The organism is Ruminococcus sp. FC2018 (assembly GCF_000621805.1).
Classification (GTDB): domain Bacteria; phylum Bacillota; class Clostridia; order Oscillospirales; family Ruminococcaceae; genus Hominimerdicola.
On sequence record NZ_JHXH01000010.1, the window covers coordinates 94,539 to 108,508 of the forward strand.

Consider the following 13,970-nt stretch of genomic DNA (forward strand, 5'->3'; position numbering starts at 1 on the left):
CTCATTTTCTCACCTCACAAAAAACAGGGACATTTCGCCCCTGTCTTATGTTATTTTATACGCTTTCAAAGTTAAAGGTGCAGTATTCATGCAGCTTTCCTTTAATGTAAATTCTGAGGGTATGATATTTGGCAGTGGTGTCCGTCAGAAGGGTGAAGGTAACATCCGTTCCGCCTTCCTGGATCTTGATATCCTGCTTGGGAAGCTGGCTTGATGTGGTTATCTGATTATTAAAGTTTGCATCTGTAAAGCTGTAAAGGAACACCGATGATATCTGGGCATCTGTATTATCGTCTTTTTTCCAGGTCTCACCCGGGGAAACTCTTACGGTTACGGTTATGGTCCGCCATTTATCGTCCTGTCCGTCTCTTCTTGATGAACGCTCCCAAAGACCTTTTGGAAGGGTATCCTTGTTCATCTGATCGAAGGTCTGGCTGATAAGCTGCATCGAATATGTTTTTTTCGTGGTCGGTGCGGTATTGTTCAGCTTTTTGGTGGCTGCTGTGGTCGTAGTTCGGGAAGTAGTATTATAACCTTTGGACGAAGACTTCCTTTCCTCATTTTGCACCGCAGAGATGACAAATGCAAAAACAAAGACAATAACCACAAGGAAGACTATCGCTGCTGCGCTGTTACCGGATTTTTTTGTCCGGGGTCCGTTCATCGTGCCGTATCGCTGGAGCATTTCTCTTTGAACAGGGATCGTGCTTTTCTGGGCAAGGATCTGACCTGCGGGGGTAAAGCCGCTGCCTGATGTGGTGCGTGAAGAAGCAGGGGGCGTATAGCCTTTGCGCTGCTGCTGGGCAACAAATCTCTGATATGCCGAGCCCTGGGGCTGTGGCTGCTGCGGCTGGTTATAAAGTGTCGCCCCACTTTTGTTGTTTTCGTAATAGTAATCGTTCCTTTGAAAGCGTGACTGGTCATATCTCCTGTTAAAGTCGGAAAGATCAAGTCCTGCGTTTGCACGTTCACCGAAATTCTCTCGTGCAAAGCTGTTGCGCCGTTCCTCACGGAGCTCTTTTTGGACAAAGGATTCCTCTGTATCTCTCAGACCCGAGCTGTAGCTGTTTCTATGGCTGTGCTCGCTGTTTGAATATCTTTCGCAGGAAATATCGTCCTGTCTTGCGGTAAAGCATTCGGGACAGATAGCCTCGTCCCTGCTTTTAAATCTGTAACCGCAGATCTTACACTTGTTACCCAATTTTATCCCCTCTTATTTCTCAAACGATCAGCTTATGACCTGTGTCTGCCGGCAGGCATACCCAGACCTGTGGATAATGATCTTTAAGCAGTCTTGCTGACTCCTCTGCGCTTTTGATGTCCTCAAACACACCGAACACCGCCGAGCCGCTGCCTGTCATCAGAGAGCCGATCGCACCTGAATCAAGCAGCATTTTTTTTGCCAGCTCAATTTCCTTTTTCCCTGACGCAAATTCAAGTGCGTTGAACATCTCACCGCACATTCCCCTGAGATCGCCATTTTCCAGGCTTTTCAAAAACTTTTCTGTGCGGCATTTTTCCACCCTTTCCAGACTGTCGTATGTTCTGAACGCCATGGGAGTGGAAATGCTCACATCCGGCTTTACTATCACAAAAACACATTGTGGAGATTTCAGAGCCTGCATTTTTTCCCCCACACCTTTGCACATACGGGTGCCGCCCATAATGCAGAAAGGAACGTCCGCACCCAGCGTCACGCCTATTTCGCAAAGCTGCTTTTTGGTGAGGTCCGTTTCAAACATCGCATCAAGCGCACACAGCGTGGCAGCGCAGTCTGCACTGCCTCCTGCCATTCCCGCCATTGAGGGCAGCTGTTTGTCGACACGCACTGTAATGCCTGTTGTGTCGATGCCTGTGTATTTGGAAAAAGCGTCAATAGCTTTCCAAATAAGGTTGGTTTCGCCGCATGGGAAGTCGGGTTTGTCACAGATTATCTTGTTCTCTCCCGTGCCGTTCACCCAAAGCTCCAGGGTGTCGTAAATGTCCACCGACTGCATTACCGTTTCAAGCTCGTGGTAGCCGTCCTCCCGTCTGCCCACAATGTCAAGCATCAGATTAAGCTTGCCGTAGGCTCTGACGGTTATTTTTTTATCTTTTTTCATCTTCAAGCTCCCGCAGGAATTCTCCTATGCGCTTGACCGCCTCACGCAGGTGATTTATGGAGTAAGCATAGGACACACGAACAAATCCTTCTCCGCAGCTGCCGAATGCATCACCCGGAACTACGGCGACTTTCTTGCTGAAAATAAGCTTTTCACAGAATTCTGCGCTGGTCAGCCCGGTGCTTTTGATGCAGGGGAACACATAGAAGGCTCCCTGTGGTGTAAAGCAGTCAAGACCCAGCTTATTGAAAGCGTCAACAACGTAACGCCTTCTCATATCATATTCCTTTTTCATCTTTTCTATGTCGCCTATGCAGCTTTGCATAGCTGTCACAGCGGCGTACTGGCTCACGGTGGGGGAGCACATTATTGCGTACTGGTGCAGCTTCAGAAGCTGGGATATGATAGGCTCAGGTCCGCCCACAAAGCCAAGACGCCAGCCTGTCATGGCAAAGCTTTTTGAAAAGCCGTTTATTACCACCGTGCGCTCTCTCATCCCCTCTATCTGAGCAAAAGAAACGTGTCTGCCCGAATATGTAAGCTCGGAGTATATCTCGTCGGAAAGCACGATTATATTTGTATCCTTCAGCACCTGTGCAATGCTCTCAAGGTCCTCACGGCGCATTATAGCACCTGTGGGATTGTTGGGGAAGGGGAGAATGAGAAGCTTTGTCTTGTCGGTTATGTTTTCCCTTAGCTCCTGTGCCGTAAGCCGGAACTCGTTTTCGACCTTGGTCTGTATGCCTATTGCCTTGCCGCCGCATATCTCCACAATAGGGGAATAGCACACAAAGCTTGGCTCAACCACCAGCACCTCGTCTCCCGGCTCCACCAGGCTCCTAATGCAAAGGTCAATGCCCTCTGAGCCGCCCACTGTTACGATCACCTCGTGCTGAGGGTCGTAGTGGGTGTCAATGGTGCGTTCAAAGTATTTTGATATCTCGTTTCTCAGCTCTATAAGTCCGGAGTTTGCGGTGTAGCAGGTCTTGCCCTTTTCGAGCACGTCGATCGCCTGCTTGCGTATCAGCCAGGGTGTTTTGAAATCAGGTTCCCCCACTCCCAGGGAGATAACGCCCTCCATGCCCTGAGCTATGTCAAAGAATTTTCTTATGCCAGAGGGCTTCATTTCCCTGATAGTCTTGCTCAGCGCCTTGTTATAATCTATCATGGGAACATCATTCCTCTTTCGTCTTTTTCATCGCTGCCGATGATTATTCCGTTATCCTTGTACACCCTCAGTCCGAAATGGGTGGTAGTCTCCTGAACGGCGGCAATGGTTGCCAGACGCTGGGAGACGAAAAGGGAGATATCTCTTATATTCTTGCCTGTTACCTCAACTATAATGTCGTATGTTCCTGACATGAGGCGCACAGCTTCCACCTGTTCGTAGCCGGATATCTGCTGGGCTATCTCGTCAAAGCCTGACTGTGACTGTGGAGTGACCTTCAGCTCGATAAGGGCAAAAACGCTGTTAGGGTCATATGCGCTCTCGTCCACTATAGCAGTATAGCCCTTGATTATGCCGTCGTTCTCCAGCCTTTCTATTTCCTGCTTTACCTCCTCTTCGCTTTTGCCAAGCATCACAGCAAGTTCACTGTTGCTCAGCCGAGCATTGCTTTTCAGAAGTCCGATAAGTCTGTCCATTGTCTGTTTCCTCCGTTCAATATGTTTATAGTGCGAATGTGCACACCCCTGCGATCATCCACAGGACAAGCAGGCATGGTACACAAAACAGAAATTTGAGTTTTCTGGTCTTATGGTGCCAAAAGAACATTCCGCAAAGCGAGCCTACCCCTCCGCCGACGGCGGCAAACATTATAAGCGTTATCTCCGGTATCCGCCAGCGCTTTTTTCTTGCCCGCCTTTTGTCTATACCGTAAGCGATAAACGCCGCAAAATTGACTATGGCAAGGTACACAAGCACCGCAGTCATGTGGTTTGTAAGAAAATCTTTCATATTTTACTCCGAAACAGGTTTTATTTGAAGTAGTTTACACCGCTTTCAAATATCTTCTGGTCCTTGTTTCCGCATACGTTCTTGGTTATGTCCGTTCCCATACGCTCGGAGTGACCCATTTTGCCCAGTATACGTCCGTCAGGTGAGGTAATGCCCTCAATAGCCTCAAAGGAGGTATTCGGGTTGCACTGGATATCAAATGTAGGCTCGCCGTCAAAGTCAACGTACTGGGTAGCTATCTGACCGTTCTTAGCCAGCTTGTCGATAAGCTCTGCACTTGCAACAAATCTTCCCTCACCGTGAGATATAGCGATATTGTGAATGTCGCCCACCTCACATCCGTACAGCCACGGGGACTTATTGGATGCAATTCTTGTATTTACCATCTTTGACTGGTGTCTTGCTATTTTGTTGAATGTCAGCGTTGGTGAGTCGGGCTTCATGTCAACTATCTCGCCGTAAGGCACAAGACCAAGCTTGATAAGCGCCTGGAAGCCGTTGCAGATACCAAGCATAAGTCCGTCACGCTTTTGCAGAAGCTCATGTATAGCGTCCTTGAGACGTGGGTTACGCAGGAACGAAACGATGAACTTTGCGCTTCCCTCAGGCTCGTCGCCGCCGCTGAATCCGCCGGGGAGCATGATTATCTGGGACTGTCTTATCTTTGTCTCCATAGCTTCCACAGATTCTCTTATAGCGGACATACTAAGGTTCCTGATGACCATTGTGTCAACGTCTGCGCCTGCACGCTGGAAAACTCTTGCGGTGTCATACTCGCAGTTGGTACCCGGGAATACAGGGATAAGAACCCTTGGCTTTGCTGTTTTTATTGCAGGGGAAAGCTTGGCTGTGGATGTAAAGGTGTACTTTTCAGGTTTGTTTGTAGGCTCTTTAACGTGAACAGGGTATACCGGCTCCAGCTTGTCTGCCCACTGCTTGTAAAGACCGGTGAGATTTACGGTATAGCTGTTGTTGATAACAACGTAATCTTCAATGGTAACACCGATAACTCTTTCGTTCGTTTCCGCATCCTGTGCAAGCTCGATAACGAATGCGCCGTAGCACGCTCTGTAAAGCTCGTCGGCAGTCACATCGGACGTGAACTTAAAGCCTATGCGGTTACCGAACGCCATTTTAGCGATAGCCTCCGAAACACCGCCGTAAGAAACTGCCCAGCAGGAAAGCACCTTGCCTTCGTCGATAAGTGTCTCCACCTTTTTGAACACAGCCTTGAGCGAGTCAAAATCTATCAGCTTGTTGTCGTCGTATTCAGGCTTGATAAGAATTACCTTTGAGCCTGTCTTCTTGAACTCCTGGGAAACTACTTTGTCGGATGTGGAAAGGGATACCGCAAAGGATACCAGCGTCGGTGGAACGTCTATCTCCTCAAAGGTTCCCGACATGGAGTCCTTTCCGCCGATAGAGCCGCAGCCCAGAGCTATCTGAGCCTTGTATGCGCCCAGCAGGGCGGACATAGGCTGTCCCCACCTGTCGGGGTCGTTCTTTGTTCTTTCAAAATACTCCTGGAAGGTGAGCCAGCACTGTTCATACTTACCGCCTGTTGCCACTACCTTTGCCACAGAGCTTACAACTGCGCTGACAGCACCGTGGTACGGGCTGATAGAAGAAAGATACGGGTCAAAGCCCCATGCCATAACAGAGGTGGTCTTTGTTTCGCCGTGGAGCACAGGTATCTTTGCAGCCATAGCCTGGGTCGGTGTATCCTGGTACTTTCCGCCGAAAGGCATAAGAACGCTGCCTGCGCCGATGGTGGAGTCAAATCTTTCGATAAGTCCCTTCTGGGAGCAGATGTTCAGATTGGATATCATGGAGCACCACCTGTCAGCCGTATCCTCGGTCTCGGTCACGGTGTCAAAAATAGGTGTTGCTATGTTTATATCGGTGTGCTTCTGGGCACCGTTGGAGTTAAGAAATTCTCTTGAAAGGGATACGATGGTGTTGCCGTTCCAGTGCATTTCCAGCCTTGGCTCTGCGGTGACCTCAGCCACAAGTGTAGCCTCAAGATTTTCCTTGTCCGCCTCAGCCATGAACTTTTCAAGGTCGCTCTTGGCGATAACAACAGCCATTCTCTCCTGGGATTCCGAAATTGCAAGCTCGGTACCGTCAAGACCGTCGTATTTCTTAGGCACAGCGTCAAGGTTTATCTGCAAGCCGTCAGCCAGCTCGCCTATTGCCACAGATACACCGCCTGCACCAAAGTCGTTGCAGCGTTTTATCATAGCTGTGACATCAGGGTTTCTGAACAGCCTTTGCAGCTTTCTTTCCTCTGGGGCATTACCCTTTTGTACCTCTGCGCCGCAGTCTTCCAGCGAGTGCAGTGTATGGGACTTTGACGAACCTGTTGCACCGCCGCAGCCGTCACGTCCTGTCTTTCCGCCCAGCAGGATAACAATATCTCCCGGTGCGGGACGCTCACGCCTTACGTTTGCCGCAGGAGCAGCACCTATCACCGCACCTATCTCCATTCTCTTGGCAACGTAGCCGGGGTGATATATCTCGTTGACCATGCCTGTTGCAAGACCTATCTGGTTGCCGTATGAAGAATATCCGCTTGCTGCGCCCACAACTATCTTACGCTGTGGAAGCTTGCCGGGGATAGTGTCCTCCACAGGCACCAGGGGGTTGCCTGCGCCTGTAACACGCATAGCCTGGTAAACGTAGCTTCTTCCCGAAAGTGGGTCTCTTATTGCGCCGCCCAGACAGGTAGCTGCGCCGCCAAAAGGCTCGATCTCGGTGGGGTGGTTGTGAGTTTCGTTTTTGAACATCAAAAGCCAGTCCTCGTCCACTCCGTCAATGTCCACCTTTATCTTTACCGAGCAGGCGTTTATCTCCTCGCTCTCGTCAAGGTCCTTGAGCAGCCCTGCTTTTTTAAGCTGCTTTGCGCCTATGCAGGCAAGGTCCATAAGCGTGATGGGCTTGTCTGTTCTGCCGGCATAAAGGTCTTTTCTGGTGTTGACGTAGTCTGCAAAGGTATCTGCGATGTAATCGGACTGTATGTTTACGTTGTCGATGATAGTGGAAAACGTGGTGTGACGGCAGTGGTCAGACCAGTAGGTGTCTATCATTCTTATTTCTGTGATAGTCGGATTGCGCTTTTCCGTGTCACGGAAATAATCACGGCAGAAGCGGATATCGTCCAGGTCCATTGCAAGCCCCAGCTCGCCAAGCATATCCTTCAGATCATCGTCTGTGGAATAGATGAACCCGTCGATAGTTTCCACCGTGGTGGGAATAGCGTATTTTATATCAAGCGTTTCAAAGGTCTCCAGACTTGCTTCCCTTGACTCAACGGGGTTTATCATATAGCTCTTTATCTGAGCTACCTGTTCATCGGAGAGATTTCCGGTGACTATGTATATTCTTGCAGACCTGATAGTAGGTCTTTTTCCTCCCGTAAGCAGCGAGATACACTGTGCACAGGAATCCGCACGCTGGTCGAACTGTCCGGGCAGGTATTCGACTGCGAAAACAAACTCGTTATCTCTCAGCTGCGGCAGGTGGTCATATGTATGATCCACCGCAGGCTCCGAGAATACCACAGGTGTGGCAAGGTCAAAATCCTCTTTTGACATACCCTCGGCATCATAGCGGTTTATAACTCTGAGACCTTCAAGCTCTTCAAGCCCCAGAGCGGACTTGATATCTCCGATAAGCGATGAAGCTTCCACCGCAAATTCAGGCTTTTTTTCAACATATATTCTGTAAACAGACATGGCTACATCTCCCTTTAAATAGATAAGAATATTATACACTATTATAATGGTTTTTGTCAACAACGCTGCGCCTTAAAACCAAACATTTCACAAAAGAAAAAGACCGCACCTATGAAATGCAGCCTTTTTGTGTAGTGACAATATCAGCTGATGGGCTTATTCTTCCGCCTGTGCAATACAGAAATCGCCCTCAACTCCTGTTATGGTGACCGTTCTTGTCTGCCAGCGCCAGGAGCAGTCGTTTGTTTGTTTCACCGCAACAGGTGTGTAATTCATGGTGTAGCCTCTGTGGAAGCCGTCGCCTTTTTCTTTTTCAAAAAGCACCTTGACCTTTCTGCCTACATTTGAAAGCAGGAATTCTCTGCGGATCTGTCCGCATACCTTTTCCAGCTGTTGTGCCCGCTGCTGCTTGACCTGCTTTTGCACCTGTCCGTCAAACTTTTCCGCAGCGGTGCCCTTTCTCACCGAGTAGGGGAAAATATGCACCCTCTCAAAACCTATCTCTTTTACAAACTCCATCGTCTGCATGAAATCCTCGTCCGTTTCTCCGGCAAAGCCCACCATTACATCCGTTGTTATAACGCAGTCGGGGAAAGCCCTGCGGAGCTTGAGGCAAAGCTCTTTGTACTGTGCGCAGGTATATTTTCTGTTCATCTTCTTCAAGGTCTTGTCGCAGCCGCTCTGAAGAGAAAGATGAAACTGCGGACAAAGCTTTTCAAGCCTGCTCATCAGCTCAATATCCTCATCAAGGAGCATTTCCGGCTCCATTGAGCTTAAACGCACCCTTTCTATCCCCTGTACCTCACAAGCAGCTTCCACCGCATCGACCAGCCGTGTGCCGTCGACAAAGTCCTTGCCGTAGCAGCAAAGGTTTATACCCGTAAGCACCACTTCCTTATATCCGCCCCGGGCAAGTCCCTGTACCTCTTTTTTCAGTTCATCAATGGGCTTTGAGCGGATATGTCCCCTTGCGTAGGGGATTATGCAGTATGAACAGTACTGGTCACAGCCGTCCTGTATCTTGACGTATGCCCTTGTTTTAGCCGCAGACGGCTTGTTTTCCATGGGCTGGAAAGCCTCTCCCTTTTCATGCTTTCCGATTCGGATTATAGGCTTTTTGTCACGCAGATACTCCTGTATGAGCAGGGGTATCTCCTGTTTTGATGTGCCGGTGATAATGTGGCAGCCGTCAAGCTCATGGGCTTTTTCGGGGAATGCTTGAGCAAAACACCCGGTAACGACGATCATACTGTCGGGTGCGGCTCTCTTTATCCTGTGCAGCAGCTGCTTGAACTTGCTGTCGGAGCGGGCAGTAACGGTGCAGGTGTTGATAATGCAGATGTCTGCACAGCCGGGTTCATTTACCGTCTCATAGCCCTGTGAGCTGAGCTTTTGCCGCAGGTTTTCCGTTTCGTACTGGTTTACCTTGCAGCCGAAGGTGTAGTAATATATCTTCATATGGCAATTTCCTTAAAATCGACAATGTGCACAAATTAGACACAATTTGATTGTGCAAAGTGCATATATTTAATTGGCGTGTTTTGTTACCTTTGAGTATTGTACCATATTTTATTTTTTTTTGCAAATTTTCATTGACAAACGCAAAAAGGTGCGTATAATGGGAGTTGCAGGAACACAAAGGGCCTGCGGAAAGTAAAATGAATTAAGACGAAAGTCGAAAAAACAGTTTAAGGAGGAACGGTTTATGAAAAAGACAATGGTAATGTTGGATTCCATCTCAGCGGTTAAGGATTTTGTCAGCATCGTATCAGCTTACGATTATGACGTGGATCTCGCTTCTGGCAGATACGCAGTAGATGCAAAATCTATCATGGGTATCTTCAGTCTTGATCTGTCCAAGCCGATCCAGCTTACAGCTCACACAGATGATGCAGACAAGTTCTTTACGGATATCGCAAAGTACATTGTAGGCTAAGCTGAGGCAACTGTGAACGATGCTGCATATAATAAGGCATCAAGACTTTCAGCGCAAAGAAAGTGCGCATGAAATGCTTTGGGCGAAAGCCCTGTTCGCTGAAAAAAACGGGAAAGACCCGCAGGATAATCGGGACCGGCTTGTGTTAAAAACAAGCCGGTCTTGCATTTAAAAGACGGGTACCCGTAAAATAAGTGAAAAAACGTGGAAAAACCACGCTTGTGCAAAATGAACAAGAGAAAGAGCTTGTTTTTGGCTCTCGTAGTGCATGAATTTCTTTATTGTTAAACGGTTTTAATTAATAGTAAACATATTCGACAAATTGACAAGTCGAAGTTGTACAAAGAAACAAAAAATTCATAGAAATATTGACATTTCTTATTATTTTGTGCTACAATATAGACAATTTCAGATGTTATTTTTGGTTGATTTGTCAAGTCGATAGAATGGACCGTTGAAAGGGAAAATCTAAAAGCTGTGTGAGAGAGTCAATTTCAGGCAAAGGAGGAACAACTATGAAAGCGTATATCAAACTCGATTCATTTCAGGACATTATGAGACTTAACGATGTGGCAAGAAGCTGCGACTACGATATGTTTATCGAAAGTGGCGCTATCAGGGTTAATCCTAAGTCTGTTATGGGTATTTTCAGCATAGGCACCAAGAAAGTAGTGCTGCTGACAACACGTGATAACGACAGAGCTGCATTTCTGGAGAAATTCGGAAGCTTTATAAATGAGGGTTGATCATAGGAATCAAGGAAAATAAAGATTGAGGCTGCTGCGCAAGGCGACAGCCTCTGTTTTTTTGCGGTAAAAAAGATTGTAAAAACGGCTGTAAAACACCTGTTAGTCATTGACAAATCACTGATTTTGTAGTAAAATAACCGTAACCGATATGTGGTGTTATCACAACGGAAAAAAATTAAAGGAGCGTTTTATTATGAAATGTTTTTCTTGCGGAGCAGACAATCAGGACGGAGCTGCTAATTGCCAGGCTTGCGGAGCACCTCTGAACCAGAGACCACAGTTCAATTTGCAGAAAAGAGATATAGCCAAGGCTATCATCTTTTCTATCATTACCCTGGGTATCTATGCTTTGTACTGGTTTGTAAAGATGAACGACGAAGTTAATCAGTCCATCGGCAACCCTAACGATACACCGGGTGTAACAGCTCTTATCCTTACCATCGTAACGTGTGGTATCTATGGAATCTACTGGGCTTACAAGAAGGGTGAGGTAGTTGATAACTATTACGCAAACAAGGGTATGCCAAAGCCTAACAATGCAGTTATATATCTTGTGCTTTGCCTTTTCGGTCTGAGCATCGTAACATATGCTTTGCTCCAGAATGAGCTTAACAAAGCAGCAGAAGGTGCGATCTGATAATCTGAGAAAGACTATACTCAGGCGCTATCTGATTGCGTTTGCGATCCTTGTCGGGTATTATGCCGAGATAAAGCTGATCGGATTTGAATTGAAATGTCCCTTCAGGGCGATCACAGGGCTGCGTTGTCCCGGATGCGGGATAACCAGAATGTTTCTGCACATCGGTCACGGGGAATTTCTCGCTGCGTTTGAGTGCAATCAGGTGCTGTTTTTCATGGTTCCGCTGCTGGCGGCGGGAGCCGTGGTCAAGGTTGTATTCAAGCCTGATCTTCTCATGCCCCGGAGCCGTTTCTACCGTGTGACAGCTTTGATCTGTCTGGTGATACTGCTTGCGTTCGGAGTGCTTAGAAACGTATTTGACTTTTAAAGACAAGGCGCATGGTGAAAGTCGAAAGATGATTATAATAAAACTCCTATGGTTTTTTTCCATAGGAGTTTTTTCATATACTGCGTATGTAGTGAAACAGGTATTGCTGTGCAATGCCTTCAAGTCCTTTTGTACATTCAGGCAAGCCGTTGGGATACCACCGGGACATAACACGCTTTACCCAAACATCCTTTGGAAATGCGTCAAGGCGGTAAAACCCAAAAAGAAGGGCACAATCGGCAACTTTAGGTCCCACTCCCTTTATGGTCATAAGAACATTTCGTGCATCGTCAAGTGGAATGGTACGCAGGGCTTCAAAGTCTATGCTTCCGTCAAGCACCTTTGAGATAGCGTCAACAAGGTATTTTGCACGAAAGCCCGACCGCAGATAGGAAAGGCTGTCAACGGTCTCGTTTTTCATGTCAACGGCGCAGGGGTAGCCGTCGTAATGCTGGCAAAGCCGCCCGATTATGCCCTTGATGCGGGGAATATTATTGTTCTGGCTGATTATGAACGAGGAAAGTGCTTCCCAGCTGTCCTGCTTCAGGATACGGATGCCGCCTGCGAACTCACAGGCTTTTGAAAGGGTATCGTCCGAAGAAAACCTGCGCTTTATCTCGCCATAGTCGGTGGAAAGGTCAAAATAGTCCGCCCATATTTCCAGAAAGTCTTGTTCGCTTGTGTCATGGAGCCTGAACAGGTCGCTGCCGTTTTCACAGCTTATGGTAAGCTGCCGGTTAAGAAAAGCTCCGTGGTAGGCGTTGTCTGCAATCTTTTCCCAGCGGAAAGCCTGCCCGCAGTCAAGGGTATCGTCAAGAGCAAAGTCACTTTGACGCAGCAGAATATCTTTTCCGTCTTTTTTGTAATCCATATAAAAACTCCTTGAAATAATAGCTTTAATACATTATAATATAAAAAAACAGATTTTTCAACAAGGGGGAAGCTTTTTATGAGAGAAAGCATACTGACCATACCTGTAACAGACATTTTTGAGCCCAAATGCGGATGTCCCATCTGCCGGCTGAGAGATATGCTTGAAAGCAGAACGGTGGAGTACATAATGGGTGCGGCAATGATGGAGCCGGATGTGCGGATAGAGACCAACAAACTGGGGTTTTGCCACCTGCACTTCGAGCAGATGCGGGCGTGCAAGAACAGACTTTCCCTTGCGCTTATGATACAGACGCATTTGCAGCATTTGCAAGGGGAACTGTCAAAAAAGAGCCTGTTTTATGGCAAGGGTGCAAAGCGCAGGACCGTATCCGCTGTGAACGAAAGCTGCTTCGTTTGCTCGAAAATAGAGTGGGGAATGAGCAGGATAATGCGGACGCTGTTTGAAATGTATGAGCAGCAGGAGGAATTCCGCAAGCTGTTTGAGGATCAGCAGATGCTTTGCCTGCCACATTATCAGCTGCTCACGGAAATGATGGACGACAGTCTTGATAAAAAGCAGCACAAACGCTTCTCCCAAACCTGCGAACAGCTGCTGAGCAAGTATCTGGACGAGCTGGAGGCGGATGTTTCACACTTCTGCAAGATGTACGATTACAGAAACACCGGTGCAAACGCAGACTGGGGCAACTCAAAGGACTCGGTAGAGCGTGCCATAAAATTCCTGACCACACGATAGTTTTCGTTTATTTTCGTCAAGTGTTTTTGTGAATGTTTATTTTCGCCGGATTTGTATAAAAGTACAAAAAAATGTACATAATCTGCTTGACGGTCACAGTATTGTCATACGGGCAGGTAAGTGTCCGCTTTTTTGGACAAATCAAAAATAATTGTAAATTTTTCTCCAAACAAAATCATATTCTCAGCAAAAGTCGATAGATAAACAGCCTGCTTGTCAAGTGTAAAAAAACATACTTTTGAATTAACGGTTTGTTCATAGTTGTAGGCGCATTTTATTACAGTAATTGACAGTTTTCGACGTTTTTTATCAGCCGAAAGGTGAAAAAACCGGTTTTCAACAACCGCCAAATGCTTAAAACTATGCTCTTTTTCAAAGATTTCAACGGGTTTTTCAACATTAACCAGTAGCCGGAATGTTGAAAACTACCTTGTTTTCAACAAGAAAGTTGAAAATGTTGAAAACATAGGGCTGAAATTTACATATAATGGAATATATGTGCAAATCTTAGAAAATGGAGCGGATTTTGAAAATGATCAAAGGTGTAAATAAACAAATCATTGAGATTAGATGTCCAAAAGATGAACGGTTTGAAAAGATTTTGTTGTTTGTTAATGCCAATCAAGGGGGGATATCCAGGGGCGAAACAGACGAAAAAGCGAAATGCATTGCGAAAAGTTTTCTTGCCGGAAAAAATACCCACCACGGTGCTGCGGCAATGAAAAGTGTGGTCAAAAAACATAGCGGTGCTATTGGTTTGTCTGCCGCAGGTGTTGCTTTGACTGCCCTTTGCTTAATCCTTATCTTTTTCTGAATGCATAAATCAGAATTTATCATCATACGCATGGTGAATAC

The 13,970-nt window shown here is 46.9% G+C and carries 15 protein-coding genes; 6 read left to right on the top strand and 9 right to left on the bottom strand.

All coding sequences use genetic code 11. The annotated features are described in order from the left end of the window. Window positions 1-55: 55 nt before the first annotated feature. From T494_RS0108275 to mtaB, 7 genes are all read right to left on the bottom strand, one after another. Complete coding sequence (locus T494_RS0108275) at window positions 56-1,201, bottom strand: hypothetical protein (protein ID WP_028505895.1); 1,146 nt, start codon at window positions 1,199-1,201, stop codon at window positions 56-58. A gap of 19 nt (window positions 1,202-1,220) precedes the next feature. Beyond that, window positions 1,221-2,102 (bottom strand): 4-(cytidine 5'-diphospho)-2-C-methyl-D-erythritol kinase, encoded by an 882-nt coding sequence (gene ispE, locus T494_RS0108280; protein ID WP_028505896.1) that lies wholly within the window; start codon window positions 2,100-2,102, stop codon window positions 1,221-1,223. Further along, on the bottom strand, window positions 2,089-3,270 hold the full coding sequence (locus T494_RS0108285) for an aminotransferase class I/II-fold pyridoxal phosphate-dependent enzyme (protein WP_197021141.1): 1,182 nt from the start codon (window positions 3,268-3,270) through the stop codon (window positions 2,089-2,091). Before T494_RS0108285 ends, ispE begins: the two co-directional genes overlap by 14 nt. Continuing rightward, window positions 3,267-3,746, bottom strand: coding sequence for an Lrp/AsnC family transcriptional regulator (locus tag T494_RS0108290; protein ID WP_028505898.1), 480 nt, complete (start codon window positions 3,744-3,746; stop codon window positions 3,267-3,269). The genes T494_RS0108285 and T494_RS0108290 overlap by 4 nt, the downstream gene beginning before the upstream one ends. A gap of 25 nt (window positions 3,747-3,771) precedes the next feature. After that, window positions 3,772-4,059 carry a DUF1294 domain-containing protein gene (locus T494_RS0108295; protein WP_242836415.1) on the bottom strand — a complete coding sequence of 96 codons (288 nt, stop codon included), beginning with the start codon at window positions 4,057-4,059 and terminating at the stop codon, window positions 3,772-3,774. A gap of 20 nt (window positions 4,060-4,079) precedes the next feature. Beyond that, window positions 4,080-7,793 (bottom strand): phosphoribosylformylglycinamidine synthase, encoded by a 3,714-nt coding sequence (locus T494_RS0108300; RefSeq protein ID WP_028505900.1) that lies wholly within the window; start codon window positions 7,791-7,793, stop codon window positions 4,080-4,082. Window positions 7,794-7,949: 156 nt separating this feature from the next. Continuing rightward, on the bottom strand, window positions 7,950-9,251 hold the full coding sequence (gene mtaB, locus T494_RS12720; protein WP_051540245.1) for a tRNA (N(6)-L-threonylcarbamoyladenosine(37)-C(2))-methylthiotransferase MtaB: 1,302 nt from the start codon (window positions 9,249-9,251) through the stop codon (window positions 7,950-7,952). A gap of 247 nt (window positions 9,252-9,498) precedes the next feature. Between mtaB and T494_RS0108310 the strand changes: the two genes are divergently transcribed. The 4 genes from T494_RS0108310 to T494_RS13455 all read left to right on the top strand — a co-directional run bounded on the left by T494_RS0108310 (window position 9,499) and on the right by T494_RS13455 (window position 11,485). Beyond that, window positions 9,499-9,729: an HPr family phosphocarrier protein gene (locus T494_RS0108310; protein WP_028505901.1), complete on the top strand. Its 231-nt coding sequence runs from the start codon at window positions 9,499-9,501 to the stop codon at window positions 9,727-9,729. Between the two features lie 515 nt (window positions 9,730-10,244). Further along, the gene (locus T494_RS0108315; RefSeq protein WP_028505902.1) at window positions 10,245-10,475 is read left to right on the top strand and encodes a hypothetical protein; all 231 of its coding nucleotides are present in this window, start codon (window positions 10,245-10,247) and stop codon (window positions 10,473-10,475) included. Between the two features lie 196 nt (window positions 10,476-10,671). Continuing rightward, entirely contained in the window at window positions 10,672-11,115 is a 444-nt protein-coding gene (locus T494_RS0108320) for a DUF4234 domain-containing protein (RefSeq protein WP_081777268.1), read from the top strand. After that, window positions 11,105-11,485: a DUF2752 domain-containing protein gene (locus T494_RS13455; protein WP_051540247.1), complete on the top strand. Its 381-nt coding sequence runs from the start codon at window positions 11,105-11,107 to the stop codon at window positions 11,483-11,485. The genes T494_RS0108320 and T494_RS13455 overlap by 11 nt, the downstream gene beginning before the upstream one ends. A gap of 73 nt (window positions 11,486-11,558) precedes the next feature. Here T494_RS13455 and T494_RS0108335 read toward each other — a convergent pair whose 3' ends face one another. Further along, window positions 11,559-12,356 (bottom strand): DNA glycosylase, encoded by a 798-nt coding sequence (locus T494_RS0108335; protein ID WP_028505904.1) that lies wholly within the window; start codon window positions 12,354-12,356, stop codon window positions 11,559-11,561. Between the two features lie 78 nt (window positions 12,357-12,434). On the opposite strand from T494_RS0108335, the gene T494_RS0108340 reads away from it, so the two are divergent. Continuing rightward, window positions 12,435-13,115 carry a DUF6062 family protein gene (locus T494_RS0108340; RefSeq protein ID WP_028505905.1) on the top strand — a complete coding sequence of 227 codons (681 nt, stop codon included), beginning with the start codon at window positions 12,435-12,437 and terminating at the stop codon, window positions 13,113-13,115. A gap of 104 nt (window positions 13,116-13,219) precedes the next feature. Here T494_RS0108340 and T494_RS14165 read toward each other — a convergent pair whose 3' ends face one another. Beyond that, window positions 13,220-13,465: a hypothetical protein gene (locus T494_RS14165; protein ID WP_155984068.1), complete on the bottom strand. Its 246-nt coding sequence runs from the start codon at window positions 13,463-13,465 to the stop codon at window positions 13,220-13,222. Between the two features lie 176 nt (window positions 13,466-13,641). On the opposite strand from T494_RS14165, the gene T494_RS0108345 reads away from it, so the two are divergent. Beyond that, window positions 13,642-13,929, top strand: a complete 288-nt coding sequence (locus T494_RS0108345; RefSeq protein WP_155984069.1) for a hypothetical protein — start codon at window positions 13,642-13,644, stop codon at window positions 13,927-13,929. The last annotated feature ends 41 nt before the right edge of the window (window positions 13,930-13,970 follow it).